Source organism: Streptomyces sp. NPDC096079 (assembly GCF_040303145.1).
Lineage (GTDB): Bacteria > Actinomycetota > Actinomycetes > Streptomycetales > Streptomycetaceae > Streptomyces.
In genome coordinates this window covers 283,052-309,293 of record NZ_JBEOST010000007.1, presented here as the reverse complement: position 1 = coordinate 309,293, position 26,242 = coordinate 283,052, and the positions used below count along the sequence as shown (strand labels likewise).

The following is a 26,242-nucleotide window of genomic DNA, read 5'->3' as shown; positions in this document are numbered from 1 at the left end:
GCCTGGCGCGGATGAGCGACCTGCTCATCTACTCCTCGATGGCCGTCTACACCCTGGCCTTCTTCGCCCACATCGCCGAGTGGGTGTTCGGCAGCCGCAGCAAGGTCGGCCGCACGGCCGCCGCGCTCACGCAGCCGGCCGCGGCCGCGCCCGCCGGCGTGTCCGTGCGGGTCAAGCAGGCCGGCGGGACCGCCGTCCTGGACAAGCCGAAGGTCGTCACGCGTTCCGCGGCCGGCACCCGTGACGTACCGGACGGCCCCGGCGCGGCCGGCGGCACGGTCAAGGGCGATCTGTACGGCCGGATCGCCATCTCGCTGACCGTCCTCGCCTTCCTGGTCGAGGCCTCGGGCGTGGTCGCCCGCGCGCTCTCCGTGCAGCGGGCCCCCTGGGGCAACATGTACGAGTTCTCCACCACCTTCTCGACGGTGGCGGTCGGCGCGTACCTCGGCTTCCTCGTCGCGAAGAAGAACGTCCGCTGGATCGGCCTTCCGCTGGTCACCACGGTCCTGCTCGACCTGGGCATGGCCACGACCTGGCTGAAGACGCCCAGCGACCAGCTGGTCCCGGCGCTCGACTCGTACTGGCTGTGGATCCACGTCTCCACCGCGATCTTCTGCGGCGCGGTCTTCTACATCGGCGCCACCGCCACCCTGCTGTACCTCTTCCGCGACTCGTACGAGAACAAGCTCGCGACCGGCGGGAACCCGGGCGCCTTCGCCCGCTCCGTCATGGAGCGGCTGCCCTCGGCGGCCTCGCTCGACAAGTTCTCGTACCGGGTCAACGCGGCCGTCTTCCCGCTCTGGACCTTCACGATCATCGCCGGCGCGATCTGGGCCGGCGACGCGTGGGGCCGCTACTGGGGCTGGGACGCCAAGGAGGTCTGGTCCTTCATCACGTGGGTCGGCTACGCGGCGTACCTGCACGCGCGCGCGACGGCCGGCTGGAAGGGACGGAAGGCCGCGTACATCGCGCTCATCGCGTTCGCCTGCTTCCTGTTCAACTACTACGGCGTCAACATCTTCGTGAGCAGCAAGCACTCCTACGCCGGCGTCTGAGCTGGCACGCGGCCTGTCCCGGGGTGACGCTGGAGGTATGAGCGAGATCCCCCGGGGCAGGAGCGAGACCCACGACGGCGACGCGCACCTGCTGCGGTTCGTGGTGGACCTTCCGCATCCCCTGCCGGTGGTCTGGGCGGCCGTCGCCTCGCCCGAGGGCCTGCCGGCCTGGCTCTGCGAGGCCGATCCGCTGGAGCCGAGGCTCGGCGGGCAGGTCACTCTCCGCTGGCTCAACGGTGACACCGAGGTCTCGGGGCAGGTGACCGCCTGGGATCCCGACGTCGTGGCCGAGTACACGGTCGGCCCTTCGCACGGCCGGATCCGGTTCCATCTGGAACCGGGGTCCGGGGCCGGCGAGGGGTCGACCGTGCTGCGTTTCACGAACGAGTTCCGCGGGTCGTCGGAGTACCGGCTGGACTGCCTCGCCGGATGGCACGACCACTTCGAGCGGCTCGCGGCGGCGCTGGAGGGGCACCCGACGGACTGGCGCGACTGGTCGCCCGCGCGGTGGCAGCACCTGCGGAGCCTGTACGAGCGCGACGAGGCCACCTGGCCCACGTGGGTGCCGTAGGCGTCAGCCGCGCTTCGGCGGCAGGCAGGTGTCCGTCGGGGGGCGGCCCTCCGGCCAGGCCATCTGGACGAAGCGCTGGGTGCCGTCCTGGGCCAGTTCCACGATCGGGACCGCCTTGTTGTACGGGTTGCCGTAGTTGTCCAGGCAGATCCAGCCGCTCGCGCCCTCGACCCGCAGGGAGCCCTTGACCTGCGGCCACTGTGTCCCGACGTCCTCCTTCGACGGGTACGCGGCGCCCTCCGGGGTGGCCTGGCGGATCGCGTGGACGGCCGTCGCCATCGCGTCGTACGCGATGATCGCCTGCCCGTCCGCGAGGGCCACCGGCCGGTCCTTCGGCGCGGCCTTGGCGATGTCCGCCACGAAGTCCGCGTAGGCCTGCTCGGAGCCGCCCGTCCGGGGGACGGTCCGCCCCGGGGCGGGCTTCCAGGCGTCGGGGTGGGCGAGCGCCGCGTACCGCACGGTCAGCCGGCTCTTGAGGGCGTTGCGGTCGAGCTTCCCGTCCGCGCCGAGGTACGAGCCCTCGTCGCCGGTCAGGACCGTGAAGGCGCGGTCGACGCAGCCGCGGTCGCCGAGGGCGTTGATGAACTGGCGCAGCTGGGTGTGTCGGCCGGCGAAGAAGACGGTCTCGGTGCGGGTGTCGCAGATCAGGTGGGTGATGTTGCGGAAGGTGTTGGCGGTGGTGCCCTCCTGGGTGGAGTCGGGGGCGGAGGTGAACTCCTGCGGCTCCAGGGGAGCCTTGGCGAGGGACGCGGCGAAGGCGGCCTTCAGGGTGTCGACGTAGTGGTCGCCGCTGCGGGTGTCCTGGACGAGGAGCGCCTTGGCGGCGTCGACGCGGCCGAAGTGGGCGAGCGCCCTGGCCTCGTCGCTGTTGGTGGGGGCGACGCGGGCCAGGCCGGGGTAGGGCTTGCGGCCGGGTCCGTTGGCGATGTCGTCGGCGGTGATGGTGGTGCCGACGACGGCGACCCTGGCGCGGGTGAGGGCGGTCACCGCCTCGCGCATCTGCGTGGAGGAGGTGGCGATGCCGGAGACGGCCCGGAGCCGCTCGGGGCCGTCGGCCAGGGCGATGAGCTGGTCGACGGTGGTGCGCCAGTGGGCGTTGCCCCGGCCGGTGTTGGCGAGGACGAGGCGGATGGTGGGCCGCTGCCCGTTGGACTCCTGGTTGGCCCTGCGCTGGTAGGCGTACGCGCCCTGCACCTCGTGCAGCACCTTGACGCGCATGCCGGCGTCGGTGGAGGTCAGGGGCAGCAGGACGGCGACGGTGACGTACTCGCCGGCCTTGAGTCCGGCGTTCTCGGCGCGGATGGTCTCGGCGATGTCCTTGAGGTCGGGCGCGCCGAAGTCATGGCCGGCGCCGTTGACGCCGATGCATTCGTCGCTGTCGACGGGACGGGCCACCCCCTCGGCGCAGGAACGGTTTTCCGGCTGGGTGAGCCGGGCGAAGCCGTAACCGCCGAGGCCGAGGACGACGGCGGCGGTGACGGCCGTGGCGACGAGCCTCTGACGGGGGGTGCGGACGCGCCGGCGCAGCCGGGCGGTGAGGCGGTCGGGCATGGCGTCAGACTCCGTTCTCACGGCCGGGCGGCAGCGACGGCTCCCGCCAGGCACGGATGTCGCGCGGCCAGTGGCCTGCCGCGTCCCAGAGTGAACCGCTGCCCGACAGATGACGGCCGGAGAGCCGGCGGAGCTCGTGCGCCAGCCGGTCGGCGACCTCGTCGTCGGGCAGTGCGAGCGGATCGGTGAGCAGCCACACGGCGTGCAGCAGCCGCCGTACGGACAGGTGGAGTTCGGTGGTGTCGGGGTCGAGGCCGCCGGGGAGCGCGGTCGCCGGCTCCTGGCCGAGGGCGACCGCACGGCGCGGGTCCGGGCCCGGCCGGTTCCGCTCGCGGGGGTAGGGGGCGGCGGCGATGAACCGGAGCCGGCCGAGCCAGCCGAGGACGTCCCGCTCGGGGAAGGTCTCCCGCAGGTGGGTGACGGCCTCCTCGGCGCGGCCGAGAGCGAGGCCGTGGTGGAGGCGGTACGGGCCGGGTCCGGGCCCGTAGTGCCGGTAGAGGGTCTCGTGGACGGCGTGCCAGGCGGCGTACCGCGGATGGTCGCCGTCCTCGAACCGGAGCCGGTGCAGGAGCAGGGCGCGCAGCAGCGGGTCGGCGACGAAGTGGCCGGGGCCCTCGGCCCAGTCCTCGGCGCGCAGCTGGTCGCGGACGCGCAGGGCCACGTCGCCGTCCAGGGACTCGGCCTGGAGCCGGGCGTGGGCGAGCATCCGGGCGGACTCCTCGTCGTGCGTGGCGGCGAGGACGGCGTACGGCCCCGGTCGCCGCACCGGCAGGAGTTCGGCGAGGAGCGCGGGGGCGACGGGCACCGGCGGGGTGTCCTCGCGTAACTCCACGGTGAGGTCGAGCAGTCCGCCCGGGGTGAGGCCGGCCCGCAGCTCGGCGGGGGCCTCGCCGGCGGCCCGGCCGAGGAGGGCCACGCCGAGGGGACGGCCGCCGGTCAGCCGGTGGACGGCGCGGGCGAGCTCGGCGGGGGTGCGGCCCGCGGGGTCGTGGTGGTCGAAGGCGGACCGGGTCTGGGCGGGGGAGAGCGGGGTCAGTTCGACGGCGAGGATGCCGGAGCCGACGCTCGTCCCGCGCGGGCAGGGCGCCCGGTGGGCGGTCTCGGGGAGCCGGGTGCGGGTGGCCTGTCGCAGGCCCTCGTGGTCGCGGACCCGGGAGGCGGCGAGGACGACGACCCGGTCGCGGCGGCCCTCGGCTGCGCGGGCGCGCAGGATCGGCTCGACGAGCTGCCGGCCGAGCGGCTCGTGGGCGTTGTCGAGGAGGAGCAGGGGCCTGCCCACGCGGCTGCCGCGCCGGAGCCCGGTGTAGGCCGTCAGCAGGTCCTCGGTGAGGGCGCCGACGAGGAAGTCCTCGGCCTCGCGGCGGCGCCGTCCGCCCTGCTCGAAGTCGACGGCGAGCTGCTGGAGTCCGGCCTTGCCCCGCCCGCCGGCGTTGCGATAGCTGCCGTACCAGCTCTCGGAGGCGCGCTGGAGACGGCCGAAGACCTCTTCCAGGACGGTCTCCACGGTGGCCTCGGCGAGGAGACCGGCGAGCGGGGCGGCGGCGTCGGCGAAGGTGGCGGCGAGCTTGGAGAGGACCTTGCCGACCCAGTTGGCGGCGGCGCCCCGGGTCGCGTCGACGGTCGCGAGGAGCGGCCCGAGCCGCTGGAGGTCGCGCCGGGCCCGCTCGTCGTCCTCCTGGGACCAGGCGAGCGAGGCGACGGCGACCAGGCCGAGCGAGAGCCGGGGGAACCGCACGGGCCGGGCGGCGAGCACCTTCGGCGCCAGCTGCACGGCCAGTTCGGAGAGGGCGCCGGTGACGGGGGTCCAGCCGGGGCCGTGGTCGGCGGGGGGTTCGACGTGGGCGCAGTCGAGGAGGGCGAGCGGGGTGTAGCCCTTGTAGCGGTTGCGGACCTCCTTGAGCAGGGCGGTCTTTCCCATGCCGCGCCCGCCGGTGAAGACCGTCACGGGCGGGTCGTCGCCGTGTTCGTACGCGACGCGCGCGGCACCCTGGCGGGTGAGGCCGACGAGCCGGGCGACGAGCCCGCTGTCGTCCAGGACCGCCTCGCGGCCGTACAGCTCCCTGTCCACCGCAACCCCCCTGCTTCCCCATGAGATGTGCCCCGTCACATCGTCAATTCCAGGATATCGACAGGGTGTTGGGAAGTAGCCAGGCTTTTCGTTCTTCTCTTCGGGAGGTGCTTTCCCGGGGGTGCGGGGGCGGTCAGTCCGTCGCGATGGCGTCCAGCTGGGCCCGCAGGTAGGAGTGCGACTCGATGCCGTGGATCGTCGTCCCGGGCGTGCACTCGTAGAAGTACACCAGCGACATCAGCTCCTCGGCCGGTACGTCGGCCGGCGGCGGCAGCACCCGGTGCCGTCCGGAGCGCCACCGTCCGCCGGTCCAGCCCGCCATCAGGTCCCCGATGTTGACGGTGAACGCGGCCGGGTCGAAGGGGGCGTCCTGCCACCCCCCGGCGTCGGTGAACACCTGGAGCCCGCCCTTCCCCGCCTCCCGGTCCAGGACGGTGACCGTGCCGAAGTCCGTGTGGGGACCGATGCGGAACTGACCCGGCTCCGGATCGCCCGTCCGCTCCCGCCCCGGATACCAGTTGACGTTGAAGCCGAACGTGGGGTGCCCGGTGTGCCGGGTGAAGAAGTCCCGCTCCTCGCCGAGGGCCACGCCCAGCAGGTCGAGGACCCGGTCCGACAGCGCCTTCATCTCCGCGAGGTACGCCTCCACCAGCGGCCTGAGGTCCGGCACCTCGGCGGGCCAGGTGTTCGGCAGGAACCACTCCGCGTCCACCGCCGGGTCCCCGGTCGGTTCCTCCGCCGCGAAGGAGAGCGACTCCTTCAGGTCGGGCGGGGTCGCCGTGCCCTCCGCGTACCCGTTGGCCTCCGCGCCCGGACCCAGCCATCCCCGTCCGCCGACCCGCACCGCGTACGGCTCCTTCACGGCGGCCGGGAGGTGGAAGAAGGCGCGGGCCGACGCGCGGATGGCGGCCCGTAGGTCCTGGTCCACTCCGTGCCCGGTGACCAGCAGGAACCCGGCCTCGCGCAGGGCCCGGTCGACGGCGGGCAGCTGAGGGGCGGGATCGCGGCCCAGGTCGATCACCGGCAGGTCGGCCTCACTCATCCCCGATGTCCTCGCTCCACAGATCGGGACGCGCGGCGACGAACGCGCGCATCAGGCCGACGCAGGCGGGATCGTCGAGCACGACGACCTCGACGCCGTGCTCCGCGAGCCAGTCGTGTCCGCCGTGGAAGGTCTCCGCCTCGCCGACGACCACCCGCGAGATGCCGAACTGCCGCACCAGCCCCGAGCAGTACCAGCAGGGCGAGAGGGTCGTGACCATCGTCGTCCCCCGGTACGAGCGCTGCCGGCCGGCGGCCCGGAAGGCGGCGGTCTCGGCGTGCATGGACGGGTCCCCGTCCTGCACCCGCCGGTTCCGCCCCCGCCCGAGCAGCTCCCCGTCGGCCCCGTACAGGGCGGCCCCGACCGGGATCCCGCCCTCGTCGAGACCGGCCCGCGCCTCCTCCAGGGCGGTGCCGAGCCACCGCCGTGCCCGTTCCTGATCCATGGGGGGAGCCTTCCCCGGCGGGGCTCCGGCCTCACACCCCGGACTGCCGCCGATCGGCTGAGGCGGGGCACCACACCGGCCGGGTGCGGGGAGGGCGGAGCCGGCAGGCCCTAGCTTGCTGAGTGCCCCGTCGATCTCCCGAGAGGTACCCCACCATGCGTTCCCTCCGCACCGCCCTGACCGCCCTCGCCGTCGGTGCCGTCGTCCTCGGCACCGCCGGAGCCGCGAGTGCCGACGTGTACGTCGAGTCCGAGCCGGAGACCTCGTACACCATCGTCTTCGGGGACTGGGTCCAGTACGCCAAGGACGACGTCTTCAACGCCGGCCACGACAACATCGTCGGCTCGAACAACTGACACGGCGCTCAGGCGGCGGCCCCGGCCTCCTCGTACGGGAACCGGGCGAGGGGAGCCTCCTGGCGGAAGAAGGTCCTGGCGCGGAGCATCGCCTGCGCGTCGGCGCGCACGCGGCCGGGGCGGGAGGCCGTTCCCGTCAGGACCCCGCCGAAGCGCATCCGCAGGTAGGCCGCCGAGTGGTTCAGGCCGGTGACCAGGCCGTCCGCGACCTCGTGCTCCTCGTGCGCCAGGGCCGTCACCCCCCACAGCGTGCCGCCGGCCATGCGCTCCTTGAAGTCCGAGCCGGGCACGTTCAGCCAGCCCGACCAGTAGTCCAGGTAGCGCTTGGCCTGCGCCGACAGGCTGTACCAGTACAGCGGCGAGACGATCACGACGTCGGTGGCCTCGACCGTGGCCCGCAGCAGCAGTTCCTCGGCCTCCCCGGCCCGCCGCCCGGCGTCCTCGTGCCGCCCGTCCTGGAAGTCGGGCAGGTCGATCCGGTTCAGGTCCACCCAGCGCCGCGGGACGTCGGCGGGCAGGTGCGCGGCGGCTTCCCGGGCGAGGATCTCGGAGTTGCCGTCGGCACGGGAACTGCCGAGAACGAAGAGGAACGAACGGTCCGGACCGGGAGTCGCGTCGAGGCTCATGCCGTTGCCAACGGCCCTTCCCCGGGGGCTATTCCGGGGCCCATCGGCCGCGCCGATCGGCACCATCGGCAGGACGCCCCAGTGGGCCGTGGACCCGGACCCCGCGGTGTTCGTAGCGTCGGTGGCATGACAAACGAGACCAGAGGAACCGCGGAACTCACCCTCGCCATGGTGCTCTCCGGCACGCTCGGCGTGTTCGTCGTCGAGTCCGGGGCCTCCCCGTTCGAGGTGGTGTTCTTCCGGTGCCTCTTCGGGGCCCTCGCCCTCGGGGGCTACAGCCTCGTCCGGGGGTTCTTCACCGGGCACGGCTTCACCGCGCGGAAGCTGGGGCTCGCCGCGCTCGGCGGGGTGTTCATCGTCTTCAACTGGGTCTTCCTCTTCGAGGCGTACCGGGCCACCTCGATCTCCCTCGCCACCGTCGTCTACCACACGCAGCCGTTCTTCCTCGTGCTGCTGGGGGCCGTCGTCCTGAGGGAGCGGATCTCCCGGTCGAAGCTGGGGTGGCTCGTGCTCGCCTTCACCGGGCTCGTGCTCGTGTCCGGGGTGCGGCCCGGTGACACCGCCTCCCTGGCCGGTCTCGGCTTCGCCCTCGCCGCCGCCGTGCTCTACGCCCTCGCCACCTTCGTCACCAAGCGCGTCACCGGTGTGCGGCCCCATCTGATCGCGCTCGTCCAGGTGCTCGTCGGCATGCCGCTGCTGCTGCCCTTCGTCCGCTTCGGCGGCGTCGGCGGGGGCGGCTGGGGCTGGCTCGTCGGGCTCGGCCTCATCCACACCGGACTCATGTACGTGCTGATGTACGCCGCCTACGCCAAGCTGCCGACCGCGAAGATCGCCGTCCTCGCCTTTACCTACCCGGCCGTCGCCATGGGCGTCGACTGGGCGGTGTACGGCCACCACATCGGGCTCGTGCAGGCGCTCGGCGTCCCGCTGATCGTGCTCGCGAGCCTCAAGGTCACCCTCGCTGCTCGGACACCAGTCGCCGCGTCTGCTCCACGAACAGCCGCACGTGGGCCGGAAGCCGCTTCCCCCGCCGCCACGCGAGCTGCGTGAACAGGGTGAACGGGGCCTCCCAGGGCAGCGGGACCAGGGTTCCGCCCGCCAGCTCCTCCGCGACGGCGACGCGGGGGAGCAGCGCGATGCCGAGCCCGGAGGCCACCGCCCGCTTGCTGGCCTCGATGGTCCCGAACTCCAGGAAGTGCGGCTCGGGCAGCGCGGCCTCGAAGAGGTCGCGGTAGGCGCACCCCGGTTCGGTGCCCACCAGCGGGGTGCCCACCAGATCGGCCGTGCCCAGTTCCGTACGGCCCGCGAGCGGGTGGTCGGGGGCGGCGACCAGGGCCAGCGGTTCCGTCGCCAGGACCTCCGACTCCAGGCCCTCGTGTTCGGTCTCCGGCTCCATCAGGAAGCCGACGTCGTACGTGCCCTGGCGCAGCGCCTGCCGGGTCTCGTCGCCGAGCGTGGGGCGGAGGGCCAGCCGCACCTTGGGGTAGCGGTGGTGGAAGTACTCCAGGAGCGGCGGCAGCCGGTAGGAGGTCAGCGACTCCATGGTGCCGACCGCGATCGGGCCCGAGGGCTCGGCCGTGGCCGCGACGGCCGTCCTCGCCTCCTCCGCCAGCTCCGCCATCCGGCGGGCGTAGGGGAGGAGCCGCTCACCGGCATCCGTCAGGCGGATGCGGGAGCCGAGGCGCTCGAAGAGCTCCACTCCGAGGGAGGACTCCAGGGACCTGATCTGGGCCGTGACGCTCGACTGGGCGAAGCCCAGCTCCGCCGCGGCCCGGGTGAAGGAGAGGACGTCGGCGACCTTCTCGAAGGTGGCGAGGAGCCGCAGCTCCATCAGTTCTCGCCCTTGTCCTCGCCCTGCTCGCGCTTCTTCAGCTCGTCCTCGCGGCGGCGCAGGTCCGCCTCCCAGTCCTTGAGGAGGGCCTCGTCCTTCTTGTTCTCCTCACGGAGGGACTTCAGGAACTCGGGGTTGTCGTCGGGGGCGACCCACTCGGAGCGGTGGTTGCGGTGCCACTCGGAGGGCGTACGGCCGCCGGCGGGGGCGCGGCGCATCTTGCCGGCGGCGAACCAGACGATCGGGCCGACGATCCAGAACAGCAGGATGATGATGACCCAGACCACCTTCGGCAGGTGCTTGGCCTCGTCCTCGGGGGTGTTCAGACAGTCGATGAAGGCATAGATCGTCAGCGCCAGCGGCAGGATGTACATCAGTGCCCTGAGCATGTGGGACGGCCCCCTGGAAGCAGCGGCGGGACCCGTTGCGGCGGCCCCGGTGACAGGCCAAGCCTAGCCCGTGGCGGATACTTGCCCCTATGGCTTACGACGATCTCCGCTCGCTGCTCAGGGCCCTGGAGCGCGAAGGCGACCTCAAGCGCATCAAGGCCGAAGTCGACCCGTACCTGGAGGTCGGGGAGATCGTCGACCGGGTGAACAAGGCGGGAGGGCCTGCGCTTCTCTTCGAGAACGTCAAGGGCGCCTCGATGCCCCTCGCGATGAACGTCTTCGGCACCGACCGCCGCCTCCTCAAGGCCCTCGGCCTGAAGTCGTACGGCGAGATCAGCGAGAAGATCGGCGGGCTCCTCAAGCCGGAGCTGCCGCACGGCTTCGTCGGGGTCCGCGAGGCCTTCGGGAAGCTGGGCTCGATGGTCCACGTGCCGCCGAAGAAGGTGAAGGACGCCCCGGTCCAGGAGGTGGTGCTGACCGGCGACGACGTCGACCTCGACCTCCTCCCGGCGCTGTTCACCTGGCCCAAGGACGGGGGCTCGTTCTTCAACCTGGGCCTCACCCACACCAAGCACCCCGAGACCGGCGTGCGGAACCTGGGGCTCTACCGGCTCCAGCGGCACGACAAGCGCACCATCGGCATGCACTGGCAGATCCACAAGGACAGCCGGAACCACTACGCGGTCGCCGCCGAGCGCGGCGAGCGGCTGCCGGTCGCCATCGCCTTCGGCTGCCCGCCGGCCGTCACGTACGCCTCGACGGCGCCGCTGCCGGGCGACATCGACGAGTACCTCTTCGCCGGCTTCGTGCAGGGCAAGCGGATCGAGATGGTCGACTGCAAGACCGTCCCGCTCCAGGTCCCGGCCAACGCCGAGGTCGTCGTCGAGGGCTGGCTGGAGCCCGGCGAGATGCTGCCGGAGGGTCCCTTCGGCGACCACACCGGCTTCTACACGCCGCAGGAGCCCTTCCCCGCCCTGAAGATCGACTGCATCACCATGCGGAAGCGTCCGCTGCTCCAGTCGATCGTCGTCGGCCGGCCGCCGACGGAGGACGGGCCGCTCGGCCGGGCGACGGAGCGCTTCTTCCTGCCGCTCCTCAAGATCATCGTCCCGGACATCGTCGACTACCACCTGCCGGAGTCGGGCGGCTTCCACAACTGCGCGATCGTCTCGATCGACAAGAAGTACCCGAAGCACGCCCAGAAGGTCATGCACGCCATCTGGGGCGCGCACATGATGTCGCTGACCAAGCTGATCATCGTGGTCGACAAGGACTGCGACGTGCACGACCTGCACGAGGTGTCCTGGCGGGCGCTGGGGAACACCGACTACGCCCGGGACCTGACGGTGGTGGAGGGGCCGGTCGACCATCTCGACCACGCGTCCTACCAGCAGTTCTGGGGCGGCAAGGCCGGCATCGACGCCACGAAGAAGCTGCCCGAGGAGGGCTACACCCGGGACGGCGGCTGGCCGGACATGGTGGAGTCGGACCCGGCGACGGCGGCCCTGGTGGACCGCCGCTGGAAGGAGTACGGGCTGTGACCACGGCCGCGGTTCCGGGCGCCCAGCCGGGGCGCACCAAGGCGTTCCTGCGTCTCGTGATGATCGAGCACTCGGTCTTCGCGCTGCCCTTCGCCTACATCGCCTCGCTCACCGCGATGTTCCTGCTCGACCGGAACATCCACTGGTGGACGCTCTTCCTCGTGACCGTCTGCATGGTGGGTCTGCGGACCTTCGCGATGGCCTGCAACCGGATCATCGACCGCGAGATCGACGCGCGGAATCCGCGGACGGCCGGGCGCGAGCTGGTGACCGGCGCGGTGTCGGTGCGCTCGGCGTGGACCGGGGCCGGGATCGCGGTCGTCGTCTTCCTGGGCGCCGCCGCCCTGCTGAACCCGTTGTGCCTGGCGCTCGCGCCGCTCGCCGTCATCCCGATGGTGGTCTATCCGTACGGGAAGCGGTTCACGAACTTCCCGCACGCGATCCTCGGTCTCGCGCAGTCCATCGGGCCGGTCGGCGCCTGGCTCGCGGTGACGGGGGAGTGGTCCTGGGACGCGGTCGTCCTGGGCCTCGCGGTGGGCGTGTGGATCGGCGGCTTCGACCTGATCTTCGCCTGTCAGGACGTGCAGGCGGACCGGGCGCACGGCGTCATGTCCGTCCCGGCCCGCTTCGGTGTGCCGGCCGCGCTGTGGGGGGCCCGCGCCTCGGCGGTCGTGACGACGGGGCTGCTCGTCTGGTACGCGCTGCTGACGGACGCGGGTCTGTTCTTCTGGGCCGGTCTGGTGATCGTGGTCGTCGCCTTCTGCTACGAGCACACGATCGTGAAGCCGCACGACCTGTCCCGGCTGAACAGGGCGTTCTTCACGACGAACGGGTTCATCGGGATCAGCCTGTTCGTGTGCGCGCTGCTCGATCTGCTGGTCCGCGGGCTCACCCCGTAGCCCCGGTGTGAGGACGGATAGGCTCGACGGCATGAACGACGGCAAGCGCACCCCCTGGATCGTGGGGGTTTCCGGGGCGTCGGGTACGCCGTACGCGGCCGCCGTGCTGAGGGGGCTGCTGGACGCGGGGGAGAGCGTCGACCTGGTCGTGTCGCGGGCCTCGCGGCTGACGCTGCTCGACGAGACGGGGATCTCGTTCCGGGACGCGCACTGGCGCGAGGACCTGGCGGCCTGGCTGGCGCGGGGCGCGGACGGGAAGCCGGACACCTTCGCGGTGGAGCCGGGTGACGTGCGGTACTGGGCGGCCGGGGACCTGGGGGCGGGACCGTCCTCCGGTTCGTACCCGGCGAAGGGGATGCTGGTGGTGCCGGCCTCGACCGCGGCGGTGGCGGGAGTGGCACTCGGGCTCTCGAAGGACCTGCTGCAGCGGGTCGCGAGCGTGACGCTGAAGGAGCGGCGTCCGCTGGTGGTCGCGGTGCGGGAGACCCCGCTGAACGGACAGACGCTCAAGCACATGGTGGCGCTGGACGAGGCGGGCGCAGTGGTGCTGCCCGCCTCTCCGGCGTTCTACGCGGGGGCGACGCACATCCAGGATCTGGTGGACTTCGTCGCCGGGCGGGTGCTGGACGCGGCGGGTGTGCCGCACCAGCTGTACCGCCGGTGGGAAGGAGAGCTGGGTGCGGCTCTCCGTGCTGATTAGCGCTTCTTGGCGTGCTTCTTCGCGGCGCGCTTCGAGGCGGCGGTCGGCTGGTGGGCACGCGAGCGGTTGGCCAGGTCCTGCAGCTCGCGCATGCGTGCGTAGGCCATCTCGATCGTGTACACGGTGAACACCACTCCTGAAAGATCGTCTTTGATCTGCTGAAAGATTCACAGGGCGTCTTCCCTGTGTACCTTAGATTCTATACCTAAACTCGCGGTATCGCTGGACAATGGAAGGCTTCATACCTATGGACGCCGTGGACAGGCAGCTCATCCAGGCTCTGCGCGAGAACGGCCGTGCCTCGTACGCCGAGCTCGGCCGGCTCGTCGGGCTCTCCGGCCCCTCCGTCACCGACCGCATCAACCGCCTTGAGGCCGCCGGGGTCATCACCGGCTACCGCGCCACCGTCGACGCCGCCTCGCTCGGCCTCGGCGTCACCGCCCTCATCGGCATCTCGCTCTCCGACGCCGCCGACCACGAGGACGTGGCCCGCCGCCTCAAGGACCTCGCCGAGATCGAGGACTGCTGGTTCATCGCCGGCGACGACTCCTTCATGCTCAAGGTGCGCGCGAACGACGTCGACGGCCTGGAGAAGACGATCCGCCGGCTCTCCGGCACCAAGGGCGTCTCCCGCACCCGTACGACGATCGTGCTCTCCACCAAGTGGGAGAACCGGGTCGGGGAGCTGCCGGAAGAGGGCTGAGAGTACGGTGGGCGGAGCGTGAAATCGGAGATAAGGGAGGCGGCCGTACATGGACGCGGGACTCAAGCGCGAACTTGAGCAGAAGGTCCGGGACGGTGAGCGGCTGAGCCGTGAGGACGGCATCGCCCTGTACGAGTCCGACGACCTCGCCTGGCTCGGCGGTCTGGCCCACGAGGTCCGGACCCGCAAGAACGGCGACGTGGTCCACTTCAATGTCAACCGGCATCTGAACATGACCAACGTCTGCACCGCCTCCTGCGCGTACTGCTCCTTCCAGCGCAAGCCGGGCGAGAAGGACGCGTACACCATGCGCATCGAGGAGGCCGTGCGCCTCGCGAAGGCGATGGAGAACGAGAACCTCACCGAGCTCCACATCGTCAACGGGCTGCACCCCAACCTGCCCTGGCGCTACTACCCGCGCTCCCTCTCCGAGCTCAAGAAGGCCCTGCCGAACGTCTCCCTCAAGGCGTTCACGGCCACCGAGATCCACCACTTCGAGACGATCTCCGGCCTCTCCGCCTCCGAGATCCTCGACGAGCTGATCGAGGCCGGCCTGGAGTCGCTGACCGGCGGCGGCGCCGAGATCTTCGACTGGGAGGTCCGGCAGCACATCGTGGACCACCGCACCCACTGGGAGGACTGGTCCCGGATCCACCGGCTCGCCCACGAGAAGGGGCTCAAGACCCCCTCGACCATGCTCTACGGCCACATCGAGGAGCCGCGCCACCGCGTGGACCACGTGCTGCGGCTGCGTGAGCTCCAGGACGAGACCGGCGGCTTCCAGGTCTTCATCCCGCTGCGCTACCAGCACGACTTCGTCGACATGCAGGACGGCAAGGTCCGCAACAAGCTGCAGGCGCGCACCACCATGGCGACCGGCGCCGAGGCCCTGAAGACCTTCGCGGTCTCCCGGCTGCTCTTCGACAACGTGCCGCACGTCAAGGTCTTCTGGGTCATGCACGGCGTCCAGACGGCGCAGCTGGCGCTCCAGCACGGCGCCGACGACATGGACGGCTCGGTCGTCGAGTACAAGATCACGCACGACGCCGACAACTACGGCACGCCGAACAAGCTGGGCCGCGAGGACCTGCTCGAACTGATCCGTGACGCGGGCTTCCGGCCGGTCGAGCGGAACACGCGGTACGAGATCATCCGCGAGTACCCGGGTCCGGACGCGGAGCGGCGCGAGACGCCGCAGGCGATGCGGTTCTGACGCACGGCGGGACGAAGGGCCGGTGGGATCACCCACCGGCCCTTCGTGCGTCCCCGGTCACGTCAGGGGCAGCAGCATGATGATGTCGTCGCGGTCGTCGCCGGGGGCGACCCGGATCGCGTCGGGGACGCGGCCGACCTCCTTGTAGCCGGACTTGGCGTAGAAGCCGTCGACGCCGGTGCCGCCCCGGCAGGTCAGCCGGATCGCCTCGACCGCCCCGAAGCCCTCGGCGGTACGGGCGGTGTGCTCGACCGCGGCCATGAGGTCGCGGCCGTACCCCTTCCCCTGGTGCCGGGGGTGGACCATCACCGTGTAGAGCCACACCCAGTGGGTCATCAGCGGGTGGGTGTTGAAGGTGAAGAAGGCGGTGGCGGCGACCCGGCCCTCCTCGTCGCGGCCGACGAGGAGGCGGGTGCCGCCCTCGGTCATCGCCACGAGGTGCTTGAGCAGCGCGGGGCGTATCGCGTCGGGGGTCACGGGGGGTACGAAGCCGACGGCGCCGCCCGCGTTGGAGACGTCGGCCCAGAGGGAGAGCACGCCGTCGCGCAGGGCGGGGTCGACTGCCGGGTCCACCTCGAAGGTAAGGGTCATGTAGGAAGTTTATCTATTACCGGCACCGTGCTCAAGAGGCCCGGTCCCGGCTCGCCGTCCGCCGCGTGCTTCACTGGAGGACGCTCGTCCCTCAGGGGAACTTTGGGATCTTTCGGAACGGAAGAGTGGACTGACATGCTCCGCTACACGCTGATGCGGCTCGGGATCTTCGCCGGGTGCTTCCTCGCCCTGTGGGGTCTCGTCTACGCCGGCGTGCTGCCGCGCGGCCTGGGCGACTCGAACCTGCTCTGGGTCCTCGTCCTCTCCATCGTCGTCTCCGCCCCGCTGAGCTTCGTCCTCCTGCGCAAGGTGCGCGACGAGGCGAGCGCCGAGGTCGTGGCGAGGGTCGACCGCGCGAAGGGCCGCCTCGACGCGAGCCGGTCCCAGGAGGACGTGCTGTAGCCGTGTAGGGGCTGCGTAAGCTTCCTCACAGACTCCACCCCGGGCAGGGCCTTCCAAGGCTCCGGCCTGGGGTGTTCTGCGTTTCGGAGGTGAAAGGGCGCCTTTCGGACCCAAAGAATGGCTTTGAGGTTCTCAAAGTTCAAGTGTTAACGTGTTCGACATGAAGACAGCAGTGCGCACCTCTCCCGCCGCGGGCACCCCGCTCGTGGCGCGCCTGCACGTCGACCTCTGCCGCTGTATGTCCGCGGTCTGTTGCCGCGCGCTCTGATCCGGCATCATGCAGCGGCCCGCGCCCGAGCGCGTGTGTGCCGCACCCCCGTCCCGTATTCCCCCGATACGCACCTGTGGAGTGTGCCTGTGTCCGCGTCCGCGTCCGAGACGAAGTCCCCGGCTTCCTCGCGCATACCCAAGGTCCCCTTCTGGGCCCAGATCGTCGCCGGTCTGGCCCTAGGCGCCCTGCTCGGCTGGGTCGCCCGCAGCCAGGACGTCTCCTGGCTCAAGGAGACCCTCGGTCAGATCGGCGACATCTTCGTCCAGCTGCTCAAGCTGGCCGTCGCCCCGCTCGTCTTCTTCGCGATCCTGGTCTCGATCACCAACCTGCGGAAGGTGAACAACGCCGCCCGGCTCGCCACCCGCACCCTGCTCTGGTTCATGATCACCTCGCTGATCGCGGTCGGCATCGGCCTCGCGATCGGCCTGATCACCAACCCGGGCGCCGGCACCGGCCTCACGCCGAAGGACGGCAAGCTCCCCAAGCACGAGGGCTCCTGGATCGACTTCCTCACCGGAATCATCCCGACGGACGTCATCACGCCCTTCACCGAGCTGAACGTCCTCCAGATCGTCTTCATGGCCGCCGTCGCCGGCATCGCCGCCCTCAAGCTCGGCGACCGCGCCAAGCCGATCCTCACCCTCTCCGAGTCGATCCTGGAGCTCCTCCAGAAGGCCCTGTGGTGGGTCATCCGCCTCGCCCCGCTCGGCACCGTCGGCCTCATCGGCTTCGCCATCGCCGACTACGGCTGGGACCTCATCGGCAAGTACGCGACCTTCACCGCCGACATCTACGTCGGCTGCGCCCTGGTCCTCTTCGTTGTCTACCCGACGCTGCTCGCCACGGTCGCCAAGCTCAACCCGCTCCAGTTCTACAAGGGCGCCTGGCCGGCCATCCAGCTGGCCTTCGTCTCCCGCTCCTCGGTCGGCACCATGCCGGTCACCCAGAAGGTCACCGAGCGCCTCGGCGTCCCGAAGGAGTACGCCTCCTTCGCCGTCCCGTTCGGCGCCACCACCAAGATGGACGGCTGCGCCGCGATCTACCCGGCGCTCGCCGCGATCTTCATCGCGCAGATCTTCGACGTGCAGCTCGGCATCGGCGACTACCTGCTGATCGCCTTCGTCTCGGTCATCGGCTCGGCGGCCACCGCCGGCCTCACCGGCGCGACGGTCATGCTCACCCTGACCCTCTCCACCCTGGGCCTCCCCCTGGAGGGCGTCGGCCTCCTGATGGCGATCGACCCGATCCTGGACATGATGCGCACGGCCACCAACGTGGCGGGCCAGGCGCTGGTCCCGGTGATCGTCTCCGCCCGCGAGAAGATCCTCGACCACACCGCGTACGGGAACGCCTCCTCCTCCCCGATCGACGACCTGGTCGAGATCGGCGAGCAGGACCAGAAGGTCGCGGTCACCGCGGCCGCCTGACCCCCCCCGCACCGCGTACGCGCCCCCTGCCCCCGTCCGGGCAGGGGGCGCGTACGCTTTCGCGGGGCATCCAATGGATCTTGGAAGCAGGGGTGGGCGCCATGGCCGATGGGGCGAAGGCGCGGCGGTTGCCGCGGGTCGTGCGGGAACGGCAGATGGTGGACGCGGCCGTGCGGAGCTTCGCCCGGCACGGGTACCAGGCGGTGTCCATGGACGAGATCGCCGAGCTGGCCGGGGTCTCCAAACCGCTGGTCTATCTGTATCTGGGCTCCAAGGAGGAGCTGTTCACCGCGGTGATCCGGCGTGAGGCCGAGGCCCTGCTCGGGGCCGTCGCCGCCGGCGTCGGGGGGCCCGCGGTGCCGCCCGACGAGCGGCTCTGGGCGGGGCTGCTCGCCTTCTTCACGCACGCCGCCGAGCACCCGGACTCCTGGGTGGTGCTGAGCCGGCAGGCGCGGACGCAGGGGGAGCCGTTCGCCGGGGAGGCGGCGCGGATGCGGGACGAGATCGTGGGCTTCGTCGCCGGGCTCATCGCGGAGGCCGCGGACGGCGTGGGCATCGGCCCGCGGGACGTGGACGCGCTCGCGCAGGCGCTCGTGGGGTCCGCCGAGTCCCTGGCCAGCTGGGCGAACGAGACCCCCGGGGTGACGGCTAAGGAGGCCGCCGCGACGCTGATGAACTTCGCCTGGGCCGGGCTCGGAAACCTCATGAAAAGCGAGCGCTGGTCTCCCCGATGAGCCTTACCGCGCAGTAAGGTTACCGACTGGTCAAAGGACCGCAGGGCTCAACGTACCGACGCACGACCTCAGTTCATCGCGCAGACCGAGGAGCCGCACGTGTCCGTCGTCACCGCCGCATCCGCGACCGAGCCGGTCGAGCCGCACAAGGTCGTGGTGGACGGGCGGGTGCGGGAGGTCTCCGTGCCCGCCCTCGTCCCCCGGGTGGCCCGCGGCTCGCTCGCCGACCTGCCGTACGACAACGCCCGGCAGGACCCCGGGGCCGTCCTCTTCTCCCGCAAGGACGCGCACGGGGTCTGGCAGGACGTCACCGCCTCCCGCTTCGCCGCCGAGGTGCACTCCGTCGCCAAGGGCCTCATCGCCGCCGGCCTGCGCCCCGGCGACCGGCTCGCCCTCATGGCCCGCACCACCTACGAGTGGACCCTGATCGACTTCGCCGCCTGGGCCGCCGGGCTCGTCACCGTCCCCGTCTACCCCACCTCCTCCGCCTTCCAGACCCGCTGGATCCTCCAGGACTCCGGGGCGGCGGGCTGCTTCGTCGAGGACGCCGAGCAGGCACGGCTCGTCTCCGCCGAACGGCGGCAGCTCCCCGGCCTCGCCCACCTCTGGGTCCTCGGCTCCGGCGCCGTCGACCAGCTCCGCGCGGCGGGCGCGCGGGTCGCCGACGAGGCCGTCACCGCCCGCCGGGGGCTGCTCACGCCGGCGGCCCTCGCCACCCTCATCTACACCTCCGGCACCACCGGCCGGCCGAAGGGCTGCGCCCTCACCCACGCCAACTTCTTCGCCGAGGTCGACAACGCCGTCCGGCTCCTCCACCCCGTCTTCGTCTCGGAGAGCAAGGAGCCCGCCGCCACCCTCCTCTTCCTGCCGCTGTCCCACGTCTTCGGGCGGATGGTCGCCGTCGGCTGCGTCCGCGCCCGCGTCCGGGTCGGCCACGCGCCGTCCGTCGAGGGCGAGGAGCTCCTCACCGACCTGGCCGCCTTCCGGCCCACCTTCCTCCTCGCCATCCCGTACGTCCTGGAGAAGGTCTTCAACAAGGCCCGCGCCACCGCCGAGAGCGGCGGGAGGGCCGCCGTCTTCGACCGGGCCGCGCGGGTCGCCCGCCGGTACGGGGCGGCGGCCTCGCCCTCGCTCCCCCTGCGGGCCGCGCGGGCGCTCTACGACCCGCTCGTCTACCGGCGGATCCGGGCCGCGCTCGGCGGCCGGGTGAGGTACGTGATCTGCGGCGGCTCCCCGCTCGGCGCCCGGCTCGCCGAGTTCTTCGCGGGCGCCGGCGTCGAGGTCTTCGAGGGGTACGGCCTGACGGAGACCACGGCGGCCGCCACGGTCACCCCGCCGCGCCGGCCGCGCACCGGCACCGTCGGCTGGCCGCTGCCGGGCACGGCCGTCCGGATCGCCGACGACGGCGAGGTCTGGCTCAGGGGCGGCCACGTCTTCGCCGGCTACTGGGACGCGCAGCGCGGGACGGCCCTGCCGTACACCGACGGCGGCTGGTTCCCCACCGGGGACCTGGGCTCGCTCGACGACGACGGCTATCTGCGGATCACCGGGCGGAAGAAGGACATCCTCATCACCTCGGCGGGCAAGAACGTGGCCCCCGCCCCGCTGGAGGACTGGCTGCGCGCCCACCCCCTGGTCGGCCAGTGCATGGTGGTCGGCGACGACCGTCCGTACGTCACGGCGCTGGTCACCCTGGACCACGAGGGCCTGACGCACTGGCGGCGGATGCGCCACAAGGAGCATCTGGCGCTCTGGGAGCTGGCCCGGGACCCCGAGCTGCTCGCCGCACTCCAGCGCGGGGTGGACGACGCCAACCGGCTGGTCTCGCGGGCCGAGTCGATCCGGGCCTTCCGGGTCCTGGCCACCGAGTTCACGGAGGCCTCCGGGCATCTGACGCCGTCCCTGAAGCTCAAACGGCGGGCGGTGCTGCGGGACTTCGCCCGGGACGTCGAGGAGATGTACGGCTCCGGGGCCGAATAGGGCTCACGGCCACAGGAGTTCGCGGGTCCAGTCCCCGGCCGTCGTGCGGCGGTAGCGGAGGCGGAGGTGGCGGCGGCGGGCGTCGCCCTGGAAGAACTCCACCTCCGCCGGTTCGACGACGTACAGGGTCCAGGTGGGGGCGGGGGCGTCCGGCTCCGTCTCGGCACGGTGCCAGGCCGCCTCGCTCGCCTCGGCGAGGGCTCCGGGGGAGTCGAGGACCTCGCTCTGCCGGCCCACGAGCGCCGCGGCGAGGGCGCCGGTGGTGCGGGCGTGGAGGTCCTCGTACGCCTCCTCGGGGGTGCCGGTGGTGACGTGGCCCCGGATCCGGACCTGGCGGCCCTGGACCGGCCAGTAGAAGCCGAGCGCGGCCTCGGGGCGGGCGGCGAGCTGGCGGCCCTTGGCGCTGGTGGCGTGCGAGGCGAAGTGCCAGCCCCGGGCGTCGGCGTCGTGCAGCATCACCGTGCGGACGTCGGGCCTGCCGTCCTCGTCCGCGGTGGCCAGGGAGAGCGTGTGCGGCTCGGTCTGGCCGGCCGCGACCGCCGCCGTGAACCAGTCGTGGAAGAGGGGGAGCGGCTCGGGCGGGGCGCTCGCCGGGTCGAAGGACGGCAGTGCGGTGTCCCAGACCCGGAGGGAGCGGAGGGCGCGGTGGAAGTCGGTCATGCGGCCACGGTAGGGCGTCCGGCGGTGGCGTGGTCCTCGATCGGGACGGCGTTCGCCGTGGCCTGGATCTCGTCGCGGATCTTCTTCGCGATGAGGTTCTTCCACGGGGTCTTCGGCAGGGTCCGCACCATGAGCATGCGCAGGGTGATCTTCCACTTCCGGTCGACGACCATCTCCTTGACGAAGCGCTCGGCCATCCTCTGGTTGCGTTCCACGCCGGGCCGCATCCGCTCCTCGTAGCGGGCGAAGGCGACGGTGTGGTCGCCGCCCGCCCGGGCGAGCTCGCCCGCCAGGATGTACGCGCCGATGAGGGCGAGGCCCGTGCCCTGGCCGGAGGCGGGGGAGGTGCAGTGGGCGGCGTCGCCGAGCAGCACGACCCGGCCGGTGGACCAGTGGTCCATCTCCACGAGGGCGATGGAGTCGAGGTAGAAGTCGTCGGCCTCGGCGGCGTGCCCGAGCAGGCGCGGGATCTCCCAGCCGTCGCCCTGGAACGTGCGGGCGAGGAAGCGCTTCTGGGCCGCGGTGTCGCGGTGATCGGGCTGCTCCTGGGAGGAGGAGAAGACGAAGAGGTTCTTGGCGTCGGTCTCGCCGGCGGAGCTGTAGACGCAGGTCAGCTTCCCGGGGAGCGCGTGGTAGGTCTCCCAGCGGTCGAGGCCGAGGTGGTTGGGCGCGCTGAAGATGGAGATGTACGCGCCGAGGTGGCGCTTGAACCGCTCCTCGGGGCCGAAGGCGAGCCTCCGGGTGTTCGAGTGGAGTCCGTCGGCGCCGACGACCAGGTCGAAGCGGCGGACGGTGCCGCTCTCGAAGGTGACGGTGACGCCGTCGGCGTCCTCCGCCAGCGCGGCGATCGAGTCGCCGAAGACGTACTCGACGTCCTCGCGGGTCCGGTCGTACAGGATGCGGGCGAGTTCGCCGCGCATGATCTCGTCGTCCTCCTCGACGCGGCCGCCGAAGATGTCGGCGGGCAGTTCGCCGATGGTGCGGCCGGCGTCGTCGACGTACGAACCGCCGCGCATGTCCGTGGAGTGGGCGCGGATCTCGTCGAGGACGCCCATCCGGCGGCAGACCTCGATCGCGGTGCCGCGGATGTCCACCTTGTAGCCGCCGGTGCGGAGTTCGGGGGCGCGCTCGACGACGGTGGGGACGAAGCCGTGGCGGTGCAGCCAGAGGGCGAGGGCGGGGCCCGCGATCGAGGCGCCGGAGATCAGGACGGTCTTGGCGGTCTTCGGGGTGCCGGTCGTGGCGTTGAGCGTCATGGCAGGACTCCTTGTCGGGTGTCTGCGGGCTGTTCCCCTGCCCGCGGACATGACTATACGGATGTCCTACACGCTTGTCTATGACGCTTGTATAGATTTCTCGGCGGGGGCTACGACCGGCCGAGCACCACCGTCCCCGAGGAGCAGAACCAGCCCCCCGTCCCCGAGGCCACCGCCAGCTCCGGCAGGGAACCGTCCGGGCGGCGCACCTGGAGCCCCGGCGCCTCCCCGCGCAGCTGCCGCACCGCCTCCACCAGCAGGAACAGGCCCCGCATCCCCGGATGGCAGGCCGAGAGCCCGCCGCCGTCGGTGTTCACCGGCAGCCCGTCCTTCTCCTGGACGAACGCCCCGCCCTCGCCCTTCGCGCAGAAGCCCAGGTCCTCCAGGGTCACCAGCGTCATGTAGGTGAAGGCGTCGTAGATCTCCGCCACCTCGATGTCCGCGGGCCGCACGCCCGCCCGCTCGAAGGCGAGCCGGCCGCTGACGGCCGCCGGAGAGACCGTGAAGTCCTCCCACTCCGACATCGTGGTGTGCGAGACGTGCTCCCCCGTGCCGAGCACCCACACCGGGGCCGTGCGGCAGTCCTGGACGTACTCCTCGGCCACCAGCAGCACCGCGCAGCCGCCGTCGCTGCGGATGCAGCAGTGCAGCTTGGTGAACGGGTCCGCGATCATCGGGCCGTCCAGGACGTCGTCGACGGTGATCGGCTCGCGGAACATCGCCTCCGGGTTGAGCGCCGCGTTCGCCCGCGCCCGGACGGCGACCTCCGCGAGCTGCTCCAGGGTCGTGCCGTACGCGTGCATGTGACGGCGGGCGGCCATCGCGTACTTGGCGATCAGGGTGTGCCCGTACGGCACCTCGAACTGGAGCGGGCCGCGCGCGCCGAAGGAGAGGTTCGCGGTGCGGCGCCGGGCCCGGATGTCGGCGCGGGCGGTGGAGCCGTACACGAGCAGGACCGCGTTCGCGTGCCCGGCGGCGATCGCGTCGGCGGCGTGCGCGGCCATGACCTCCCAGGTGGCGCCGCCGACGGCGGTCGAGTCCACCCAGCGGGGGCGAAGCCCCAGGTACTCGGCGACCTCGACGGGGGCGAGCGTGCCGAGGCCCGCGGAGGCGAGGCCGTCGATCAGCGAGCGGTCGAGTCCGCTGTCCGCGAGGGCGCGGCGGGCGGCCTGGGCGTGCAGGGCGTAGGGGGTGGCCTCGTCGACCCGGCCGCAGTCGGAGAGGGAGACGCCGACGACGGCGACGCGGCGGGCGCTGCGTGTGGTGGTGGGCATGAATCTGACGGTACATCAGATCAGCCGAATCGGGACCGGCGCCTCTCTGGGCAACCGGCCCCGCACCGGCCTAACATGACGCACCGTCAGATAAGGAGGGAGTTCCATGGACGCCGATGCCGCCGCGCGCAGCGCCCCGCCGACGGACCCGCCCGCCACACCGCCGGAGGAGATCCGCGGTGCCCTGCGGGCCCTGCTCGCCGACCGCGCGGACACCGCCGGCCCCGAGGGGTACGACAGCGCGCTCTGGGCCCGAATGACCGGCGCCCTCGGGCTCGCCGGACTCACCCTCCCCGAGCGGTACGGAGGCGCCGGCCGGGGCCCCGCCGCCCTCGCCCCCGTCTGCGAGGAGACCGGCCGCGCCCTCGCGCCCTCCCCGCTCCTCGCCACCACCGTCCTCGCCGCGCCGCTCCTCGCCGCCCTCGGCACCCCGGCCCAGCGCACCGCACTCCTCCCGCGCGTCGCGGACGGCGGCCTCACCTGCGCCCTCGCCGCACCCGCCGGCCTCGCCCACGCCCTCGGCCTCACCGGCGACAACGCCGCGGGCGACTGGTCCGGCGGCGGCCGGTCCGGCGGCGTCCAGGCCGCGCGCGCCACGGACGGCGGCTGGCGCCTCTACGGCGAGGCCGCCCAGGTCATCGACGGGCACAGCGCGGGGCTCCTCCTCGTCGCCGCCCACACCGGCGGCTTCGCCCGCAGTCGGACCCTCCTCTTCCTCGTCCCCGCGGACGCCGAAGGGCTCGTACGGGCCAGGGAAGCCGCCCTCGACCCCACCCGGACCCGGGCCACCGTGCAGTTCCGGGACACCGCGGCCGAACTCCTCGGCGAGGAGCCCTCCGACGTCCTCGGCGCCCTGGCCGCCACCGGCCGCGACGCCGCCGTGATGCTCGCCGCCGAGGCGGTCGGGGCCGCCGCGGCCGCCCTCGACCGCGCGGTCGAGCGCCTCGGCTCCCGCGAGCGGTCCGCCCGGCCCGCCGACGGCTCCCTCCACGCCGCCCGGCACCGCCTCGCCGAGCTGTACGTCCAGGTCGAGGCCGCCCGCTCGCTGACGTACTGCGCGGCCCGCGCACCCGGGCCAGGGCCCGACGGCGGACCGCTCGCCCTCGCCCACGCCCTGGAGGCCCTGCGCGCCGCCGCGGGGGAGGTCCTCCAGCTCCACGGCGGCGACGGCCGGGACGAGCTCTCCTTCCGGCGGGCCGCCTCCGACGAACTGCTCTTCGGCCCCGCCCGGCGGCTGCGCGCCCGGGCCGCGGAACGCACCGGAATCCCCGGAGAGGAGGCGGCGTAGATGTCCATGGGACGCACGCTCGTCCAGAAGGTGTCCTCGACCCGGACCTTCGCCAAGGTCGCCCCGCACCTCATCCCGGCCATGGACCGGGCCGTGCACCGGCTGACCGGGGGAAAGGTGCTGCTCAGCGCACGGATGCTGCCCGGGGTGATCCTGACCGCCAAGGGCGCGAGGAGCGGGGTGCCCCGGATCACGCCGCTGGCCTGCATGCCGGAGGGGGACGGCCGCTGGCTCCTCGTCGGCTCCAACTTCGGCCGGCCGGGGCACCCGGCCTGGACGGCGAACCTGCTCGCCCACCCGGACGTCGAGGTCAACTGGCGGGGCGAGGACGTACCCGTACGGGCGGAACTCCTCGCGGGGGAGGAGCGGGCGGCGGCCTGGCGGGCGGCGCTGGAGTTCTGGCCGCCGTACGCCACGTACCAGGCGCGGATCGAGCGCGAGATCCGGCTCTTCCGGCTCACCCGGCGGTAGGGGCCGCTGCCCCTTCGCGCCGAAAGGCAGGCCTCCGCGCGCCGTCGTGCCGGGACACGGCGACGCCGACGGCGGTCCGTGGGGGCGGGCCGCCGCCGGCGTCGACGACAGGACGGGTGAAGGGTGGGGCGGGGCTATCTGGTCGGCTTCTTGCCGGTGATGCCCAGATGCACCAACAGGGCGAGGTTCGGCTTGAGTTCGGCCTGCTTCACGCCCCAGGTCTGGAAGCCCTTCTGGTGGCCGGCGACCGAGGCCAGCATCGCCACCAGGGAGCCGGCCATCGCGGCGGGGCTGACGTCCTTGTCGACCTTGCCCTTGGCCTGGAGCTCCTTCACCGCGTCCGTCAGGGAGTTGGTGACCGAGTTCAGGATCTTCATGCGGATCTTGTAGAACCGCTTGTCGCCCTCGGCGGCGCCGAGGTCCACGACCCGCAGGATCGCGTCGTGCTTCCGCCAGAAGTCCAGGAAGCCCTCGACGAGTTCCTCCGAGGTCTGCCAGCCGGCCTTGCCGACCCAGGAGCGGCCGGAGACCAGCTCGGTCAACGCGGCGCCCTCCTTGGCCATTTCCTCCGCGATCTCGAGGACCGCTCCCTCGACGTCCGGGAAGTACTGATAGAACGTCGCGGGTGAAGTACCCGCCTTCCGGGCCACATCGATGACCTTGACGTCCCGGTAGGGCGAGGAGCTGAGCATCTCACCGAGGCAGTCGAGCAGCTTCTGCCGCGTCGCCTGGCCGCGTCGTCCGGCCACGCGGCCGTCGACGGTGCGTACTTGTCCTGTCATGCCGTCAGCTTACCGAGGGGCGATCAGCGCGCGATTCGGCCGAGTGCAAATGGGGTGCACGCCTGTTCTGCGAGGTCGGCGCGGGTGCGGCCGGGGAGTGCGGGGGCGGGTTCGAG

Annotated in this window: 28 protein-coding genes; 15 read left to right on the top strand and 13 right to left on the bottom strand. The window is 72.2% G+C overall.

Annotation, left to right across the window (positions count from 1 at the left end):
• The first annotated feature begins 11 nt into the window (after positions 1-11).
• Both ccsB and ABTY59_RS17685 read left to right on the top strand, forming a co-directional pair.
• Positions 12-1,055: a c-type cytochrome biogenesis protein CcsB gene (ccsB, locus tag ABTY59_RS17690; protein ID WP_352019917.1), complete on the top strand. Its 1,044-nt coding sequence runs from the start codon at positions 12-14 to the stop codon at positions 1,053-1,055.
• A gap of 37 nt (positions 1,056-1,092) precedes the next feature.
• The gene (locus tag ABTY59_RS17685; RefSeq protein WP_352019861.1) at positions 1,093-1,626 is read left to right on the top strand and encodes an SRPBCC domain-containing protein; all 534 of its coding nucleotides are present in this window, start codon (positions 1,093-1,095) and stop codon (positions 1,624-1,626) included.
• Between the two features lie 3 nt (positions 1,627-1,629).
• Here ABTY59_RS17685 and ABTY59_RS17680 read toward each other — a convergent pair whose 3' ends face one another.
• The 4 genes from ABTY59_RS17680 to ABTY59_RS17665 all read right to left on the bottom strand — a co-directional run bounded on the left by ABTY59_RS17680 (position 1,630) and on the right by ABTY59_RS17665 (position 6,732).
• Positions 1,630-3,177: a hypothetical protein gene (locus tag ABTY59_RS17680; RefSeq protein WP_352019860.1), complete on the bottom strand. Its 1,548-nt coding sequence runs from the start codon at positions 3,175-3,177 to the stop codon at positions 1,630-1,632.
• 4 nt (positions 3,178-3,181) lie between these two features.
• On the bottom strand, positions 3,182-5,245 hold the full coding sequence (locus ABTY59_RS17675) for a hypothetical protein (RefSeq protein ID WP_352019859.1): 2,064 nt from the start codon (positions 5,243-5,245) through the stop codon (positions 3,182-3,184).
• A gap of 133 nt (positions 5,246-5,378) precedes the next feature.
• Positions 5,379-6,287 (bottom strand): isopenicillin N synthase family dioxygenase, encoded by a 909-nt coding sequence (locus tag ABTY59_RS17670; protein WP_352019858.1) that lies wholly within the window; start codon positions 6,285-6,287, stop codon positions 5,379-5,381.
• Positions 6,280-6,732, bottom strand: a complete 453-nt coding sequence (locus ABTY59_RS17665; protein WP_352019857.1) for a nucleoside deaminase — start codon at positions 6,730-6,732, stop codon at positions 6,280-6,282. Before ABTY59_RS17665 ends, ABTY59_RS17670 begins: the two co-directional genes overlap by 8 nt.
• A 155-nt stretch (positions 6,733-6,887) precedes the next feature.
• Here ABTY59_RS17665 and ABTY59_RS17660 point away from each other — a divergent pair, with 155 nt between their 5' ends.
• Positions 6,888-7,088 carry a hypothetical protein gene (locus ABTY59_RS17660; RefSeq protein ID WP_352019856.1) on the top strand — a complete coding sequence of 67 codons (201 nt, stop codon included), beginning with the start codon at positions 6,888-6,890 and terminating at the stop codon, positions 7,086-7,088.
• A gap of 8 nt (positions 7,089-7,096) precedes the next feature.
• Here the strand turns inward: ABTY59_RS17660 and ABTY59_RS17655 are convergent, their stop codons facing one another.
• A complete protein-coding gene (locus tag ABTY59_RS17655; RefSeq protein WP_352019855.1) occupies positions 7,097-7,714 on the bottom strand; it encodes a flavodoxin family protein in 618 nt (205 codons plus the stop codon).
• A 126-nt stretch (positions 7,715-7,840) separates the two neighbouring features.
• On the opposite strand from ABTY59_RS17655, the gene ABTY59_RS17650 reads away from it, so the two are divergent.
• Entirely contained in the window at positions 7,841-8,764 is a 924-nt protein-coding gene (locus tag ABTY59_RS17650; RefSeq protein ID WP_352019854.1) for a DMT family transporter, read from the top strand.
• Here ABTY59_RS17650 and ABTY59_RS17645 read toward each other — a convergent pair.
• Together ABTY59_RS17645 and ABTY59_RS17640 are read right to left on the bottom strand one after the other, a co-directional pair.
• A complete protein-coding gene (locus ABTY59_RS17645) occupies positions 8,667-9,545 on the bottom strand; it encodes a LysR family transcriptional regulator (protein WP_352019853.1) in 879 nt (292 codons plus the stop codon). The genes ABTY59_RS17650 and ABTY59_RS17645 overlap by 98 nt on opposite strands.
• On the bottom strand, positions 9,545-9,934 hold the full coding sequence (locus ABTY59_RS17640; protein ID WP_352019852.1) for a PLD nuclease N-terminal domain-containing protein: 390 nt from the start codon (positions 9,932-9,934) through the stop codon (positions 9,545-9,547). The genes ABTY59_RS17645 and ABTY59_RS17640 overlap by 1 nt, the downstream gene beginning before the upstream one ends.
• 89 nt (positions 9,935-10,023) lie before the next feature.
• Here ABTY59_RS17640 and ABTY59_RS17635 point away from each other — a divergent pair, with 89 nt between their 5' ends.
• From ABTY59_RS17635 to ABTY59_RS17625, 3 genes are read left to right on the top strand one after another with little or no spacing between them, the layout of a single operon-like run.
• Positions 10,024-11,475 (top strand): menaquinone biosynthesis decarboxylase, encoded by a 1,452-nt coding sequence (locus ABTY59_RS17635; protein ID WP_352019851.1) that lies wholly within the window; start codon positions 10,024-10,026, stop codon positions 11,473-11,475.
• The gene (mqnP, locus tag ABTY59_RS17630) at positions 11,472-12,374 is read left to right on the top strand and encodes a menaquinone biosynthesis prenyltransferase MqnP (protein ID WP_352019850.1); all 903 of its coding nucleotides are present in this window, start codon (positions 11,472-11,474) and stop codon (positions 12,372-12,374) included. Before ABTY59_RS17635 ends, mqnP begins: the two co-directional genes overlap by 4 nt.
• A gap of 31 nt (positions 12,375-12,405) precedes the next feature.
• Positions 12,406-13,074: a UbiX family flavin prenyltransferase gene (locus ABTY59_RS17625; RefSeq protein WP_352019849.1), complete on the top strand. Its 669-nt coding sequence runs from the start codon at positions 12,406-12,408 to the stop codon at positions 13,072-13,074.
• Here ABTY59_RS17625 and ABTY59_RS17620 read toward each other — a convergent pair.
• Complete coding sequence (locus tag ABTY59_RS17620; RefSeq protein WP_329853089.1) at positions 13,071-13,208, bottom strand: hypothetical protein; 138 nt, start codon at positions 13,206-13,208, stop codon at positions 13,071-13,073. The genes ABTY59_RS17625 and ABTY59_RS17620 overlap by 4 nt on opposite strands.
• 113 nt (positions 13,209-13,321) lie before the next feature.
• Here ABTY59_RS17620 and ABTY59_RS17615 point away from each other — a divergent pair, with 113 nt between their 5' ends.
• Both ABTY59_RS17615 and mqnE read left to right on the top strand, forming a co-directional pair.
• Complete coding sequence (locus tag ABTY59_RS17615) at positions 13,322-13,777, top strand: Lrp/AsnC family transcriptional regulator (RefSeq protein WP_017241016.1); 456 nt, start codon at positions 13,322-13,324, stop codon at positions 13,775-13,777.
• Between the two features lie 49 nt (positions 13,778-13,826).
• Positions 13,827-14,990: an aminofutalosine synthase MqnE gene (mqnE, locus tag ABTY59_RS17610; RefSeq protein WP_352019848.1), complete on the top strand. Its 1,164-nt coding sequence runs from the start codon at positions 13,827-13,829 to the stop codon at positions 14,988-14,990.
• A 57-nt stretch (positions 14,991-15,047) separates the two neighbouring features.
• Here mqnE and ABTY59_RS17605 read toward each other — a convergent pair whose 3' ends face one another.
• The gene (locus ABTY59_RS17605; protein ID WP_352019847.1) at positions 15,048-15,581 is read right to left on the bottom strand and encodes a GNAT family N-acetyltransferase; all 534 of its coding nucleotides are present in this window, start codon (positions 15,579-15,581) and stop codon (positions 15,048-15,050) included.
• 135 nt (positions 15,582-15,716) lie between these two features.
• On the opposite strand from ABTY59_RS17605, the gene ABTY59_RS17600 reads away from it, so the two are divergent.
• The 4 genes from ABTY59_RS17600 (at position 15,717) to ABTY59_RS17585 (ending at position 20,395) form a co-directional block, all read left to right on the top strand.
• A complete protein-coding gene (locus ABTY59_RS17600; protein ID WP_352019846.1) occupies positions 15,717-15,983 on the top strand; it encodes a DUF4229 domain-containing protein in 267 nt (88 codons plus the stop codon).
• 357 nt (positions 15,984-16,340) lie between these two features.
• Positions 16,341-17,681, top strand: coding sequence for a dicarboxylate/amino acid:cation symporter (locus tag ABTY59_RS17595; protein ID WP_352019845.1), 1,341 nt, complete (start codon positions 16,341-16,343; stop codon positions 17,679-17,681).
• Between the two features lie 101 nt (positions 17,682-17,782).
• Complete coding sequence (locus ABTY59_RS17590) at positions 17,783-18,415, top strand: TetR/AcrR family transcriptional regulator (protein WP_352019844.1); 633 nt, start codon at positions 17,783-17,785, stop codon at positions 18,413-18,415.
• A gap of 99 nt (positions 18,416-18,514) precedes the next feature.
• The gene (locus ABTY59_RS17585; RefSeq protein ID WP_502995378.1) at positions 18,515-20,395 is read left to right on the top strand and encodes an AMP-dependent synthetase/ligase; all 1,881 of its coding nucleotides are present in this window, start codon (positions 18,515-18,517) and stop codon (positions 20,393-20,395) included.
• A gap of 3 nt (positions 20,396-20,398) precedes the next feature.
• Here the strand turns inward: ABTY59_RS17585 and ABTY59_RS17580 are convergent, their stop codons facing one another.
• The 3 genes from ABTY59_RS17580 to ABTY59_RS17570 all read right to left on the bottom strand — a co-directional run bounded on the left by ABTY59_RS17580 (position 20,399) and on the right by ABTY59_RS17570 (position 23,585).
• Positions 20,399-21,055 carry a pyridoxine/pyridoxamine 5'-phosphate oxidase gene (locus ABTY59_RS17580; RefSeq protein WP_352019843.1) on the bottom strand — a complete coding sequence of 219 codons (657 nt, stop codon included), beginning with the start codon at positions 21,053-21,055 and terminating at the stop codon, positions 20,399-20,401.
• Positions 21,052-22,311, bottom strand: a complete 1,260-nt coding sequence (locus ABTY59_RS17575; protein ID WP_352019842.1) for an FAD-dependent monooxygenase — start codon at positions 22,309-22,311, stop codon at positions 21,052-21,054. Before ABTY59_RS17575 ends, ABTY59_RS17580 begins: the two co-directional genes overlap by 4 nt.
• A gap of 110 nt (positions 22,312-22,421) precedes the next feature.
• Positions 22,422-23,585, bottom strand: coding sequence for a thiolase C-terminal domain-containing protein (locus tag ABTY59_RS17570; RefSeq protein WP_352019841.1), 1,164 nt, complete (start codon positions 23,583-23,585; stop codon positions 22,422-22,424).
• Between the two features lie 106 nt (positions 23,586-23,691).
• On the opposite strand from ABTY59_RS17570, the gene ABTY59_RS17565 reads away from it, so the two are divergent.
• Complete coding sequence (locus tag ABTY59_RS17565) at positions 23,692-24,873, top strand: acyl-CoA dehydrogenase family protein (protein ID WP_352019840.1); 1,182 nt, start codon at positions 23,692-23,694, stop codon at positions 24,871-24,873.
• Positions 24,874-25,344: a nitroreductase/quinone reductase family protein gene (locus tag ABTY59_RS17560; protein ID WP_352019839.1), complete on the top strand. Its 471-nt coding sequence runs from the start codon at positions 24,874-24,876 to the stop codon at positions 25,342-25,344.
• 134 nt (positions 25,345-25,478) lie between these two features.
• Here the strand turns inward: ABTY59_RS17560 and ABTY59_RS17555 are convergent, their stop codons facing one another.
• Complete coding sequence (locus tag ABTY59_RS17555) at positions 25,479-26,126, bottom strand: TetR family transcriptional regulator (protein WP_041129739.1); 648 nt, start codon at positions 26,124-26,126, stop codon at positions 25,479-25,481.
• Positions 26,127-26,242 lie beyond the last annotated feature (116 nt).

Coding starts and splice junctions, on each gene's coding strand:
- ccsB (WP_352019917.1), top strand. CDS start 12: ATGAGCGACCTGCTCATCTACTCCTCGATGGCCGTCTACACCCTGGCC.
- ABTY59_RS17685 (WP_352019861.1), top strand. CDS start 1,093: ATGAGCGAGATCCCCCGGGGCAGGAGCGAGACCCACGACGGCGACGCG.
- ABTY59_RS17680 (WP_352019860.1), bottom strand. CDS start 3,177: ATGCCCGACCGCCTCACCGCCCGGCTGCGCCGGCGCGTCCGCACCCCC.
- ABTY59_RS17670 (WP_352019858.1), bottom strand. CDS start 6,287: ATGAGTGAGGCCGACCTGCCGGTGATCGACCTGGGCCGCGATCCCGCC.
- ABTY59_RS17665 (WP_352019857.1), bottom strand. CDS start 6,732: ATGGATCAGGAACGGGCACGGCGGTGGCTCGGCACCGCCCTGGAGGAG.
- ABTY59_RS17660 (WP_352019856.1), top strand. CDS start 6,888: ATGCGTTCCCTCCGCACCGCCCTGACCGCCCTCGCCGTCGGTGCCGTC.
- ABTY59_RS17655 (WP_352019855.1), bottom strand. CDS start 7,714: ATGAGCCTCGACGCGACTCCCGGTCCGGACCGTTCGTTCCTCTTCGTT.
- ABTY59_RS17650 (WP_352019854.1), top strand. CDS start 7,841: ATGACAAACGAGACCAGAGGAACCGCGGAACTCACCCTCGCCATGGTG.
- ABTY59_RS17645 (WP_352019853.1), bottom strand. CDS start 9,545: ATGGAGCTGCGGCTCCTCGCCACCTTCGAGAAGGTCGCCGACGTCCTC.
- ABTY59_RS17640 (WP_352019852.1), bottom strand. CDS start 9,934: ATGCTCAGGGCACTGATGTACATCCTGCCGCTGGCGCTGACGATCTAT.
- ABTY59_RS17635 (WP_352019851.1), top strand. CDS start 10,024: ATGGCTTACGACGATCTCCGCTCGCTGCTCAGGGCCCTGGAGCGCGAA.
- ABTY59_RS17625 (WP_352019849.1), top strand. CDS start 12,406: ATGAACGACGGCAAGCGCACCCCCTGGATCGTGGGGGTTTCCGGGGCG.
- ABTY59_RS17615 (WP_017241016.1), top strand. CDS start 13,322: ATGGACGCCGTGGACAGGCAGCTCATCCAGGCTCTGCGCGAGAACGGC.
- mqnE (WP_352019848.1), top strand. CDS start 13,827: ATGGACGCGGGACTCAAGCGCGAACTTGAGCAGAAGGTCCGGGACGGT.
- ABTY59_RS17605 (WP_352019847.1), bottom strand. CDS start 15,581: ATGACCCTTACCTTCGAGGTGGACCCGGCAGTCGACCCCGCCCTGCGC.
- ABTY59_RS17600 (WP_352019846.1), top strand. CDS start 15,717: ATGCTCCGCTACACGCTGATGCGGCTCGGGATCTTCGCCGGGTGCTTC.
- ABTY59_RS17590 (WP_352019844.1), top strand. CDS start 17,783: ATGGCCGATGGGGCGAAGGCGCGGCGGTTGCCGCGGGTCGTGCGGGAA.
- ABTY59_RS17580 (WP_352019843.1), bottom strand. CDS start 21,055: ATGACCGACTTCCACCGCGCCCTCCGCTCCCTCCGGGTCTGGGACACC.
- ABTY59_RS17575 (WP_352019842.1), bottom strand. CDS start 22,311: ATGACGCTCAACGCCACGACCGGCACCCCGAAGACCGCCAAGACCGTC.
- ABTY59_RS17570 (WP_352019841.1), bottom strand. CDS start 23,585: ATGCCCACCACCACACGCAGCGCCCGCCGCGTCGCCGTCGTCGGCGTC.
- ABTY59_RS17565 (WP_352019840.1), top strand. CDS start 23,692: ATGGACGCCGATGCCGCCGCGCGCAGCGCCCCGCCGACGGACCCGCCC.
- ABTY59_RS17560 (WP_352019839.1), top strand. CDS start 24,874: ATGTCCATGGGACGCACGCTCGTCCAGAAGGTGTCCTCGACCCGGACC.
- ABTY59_RS17555 (WP_041129739.1), bottom strand. CDS start 26,126: ATGACAGGACAAGTACGCACCGTCGACGGCCGCGTGGCCGGACGACGC.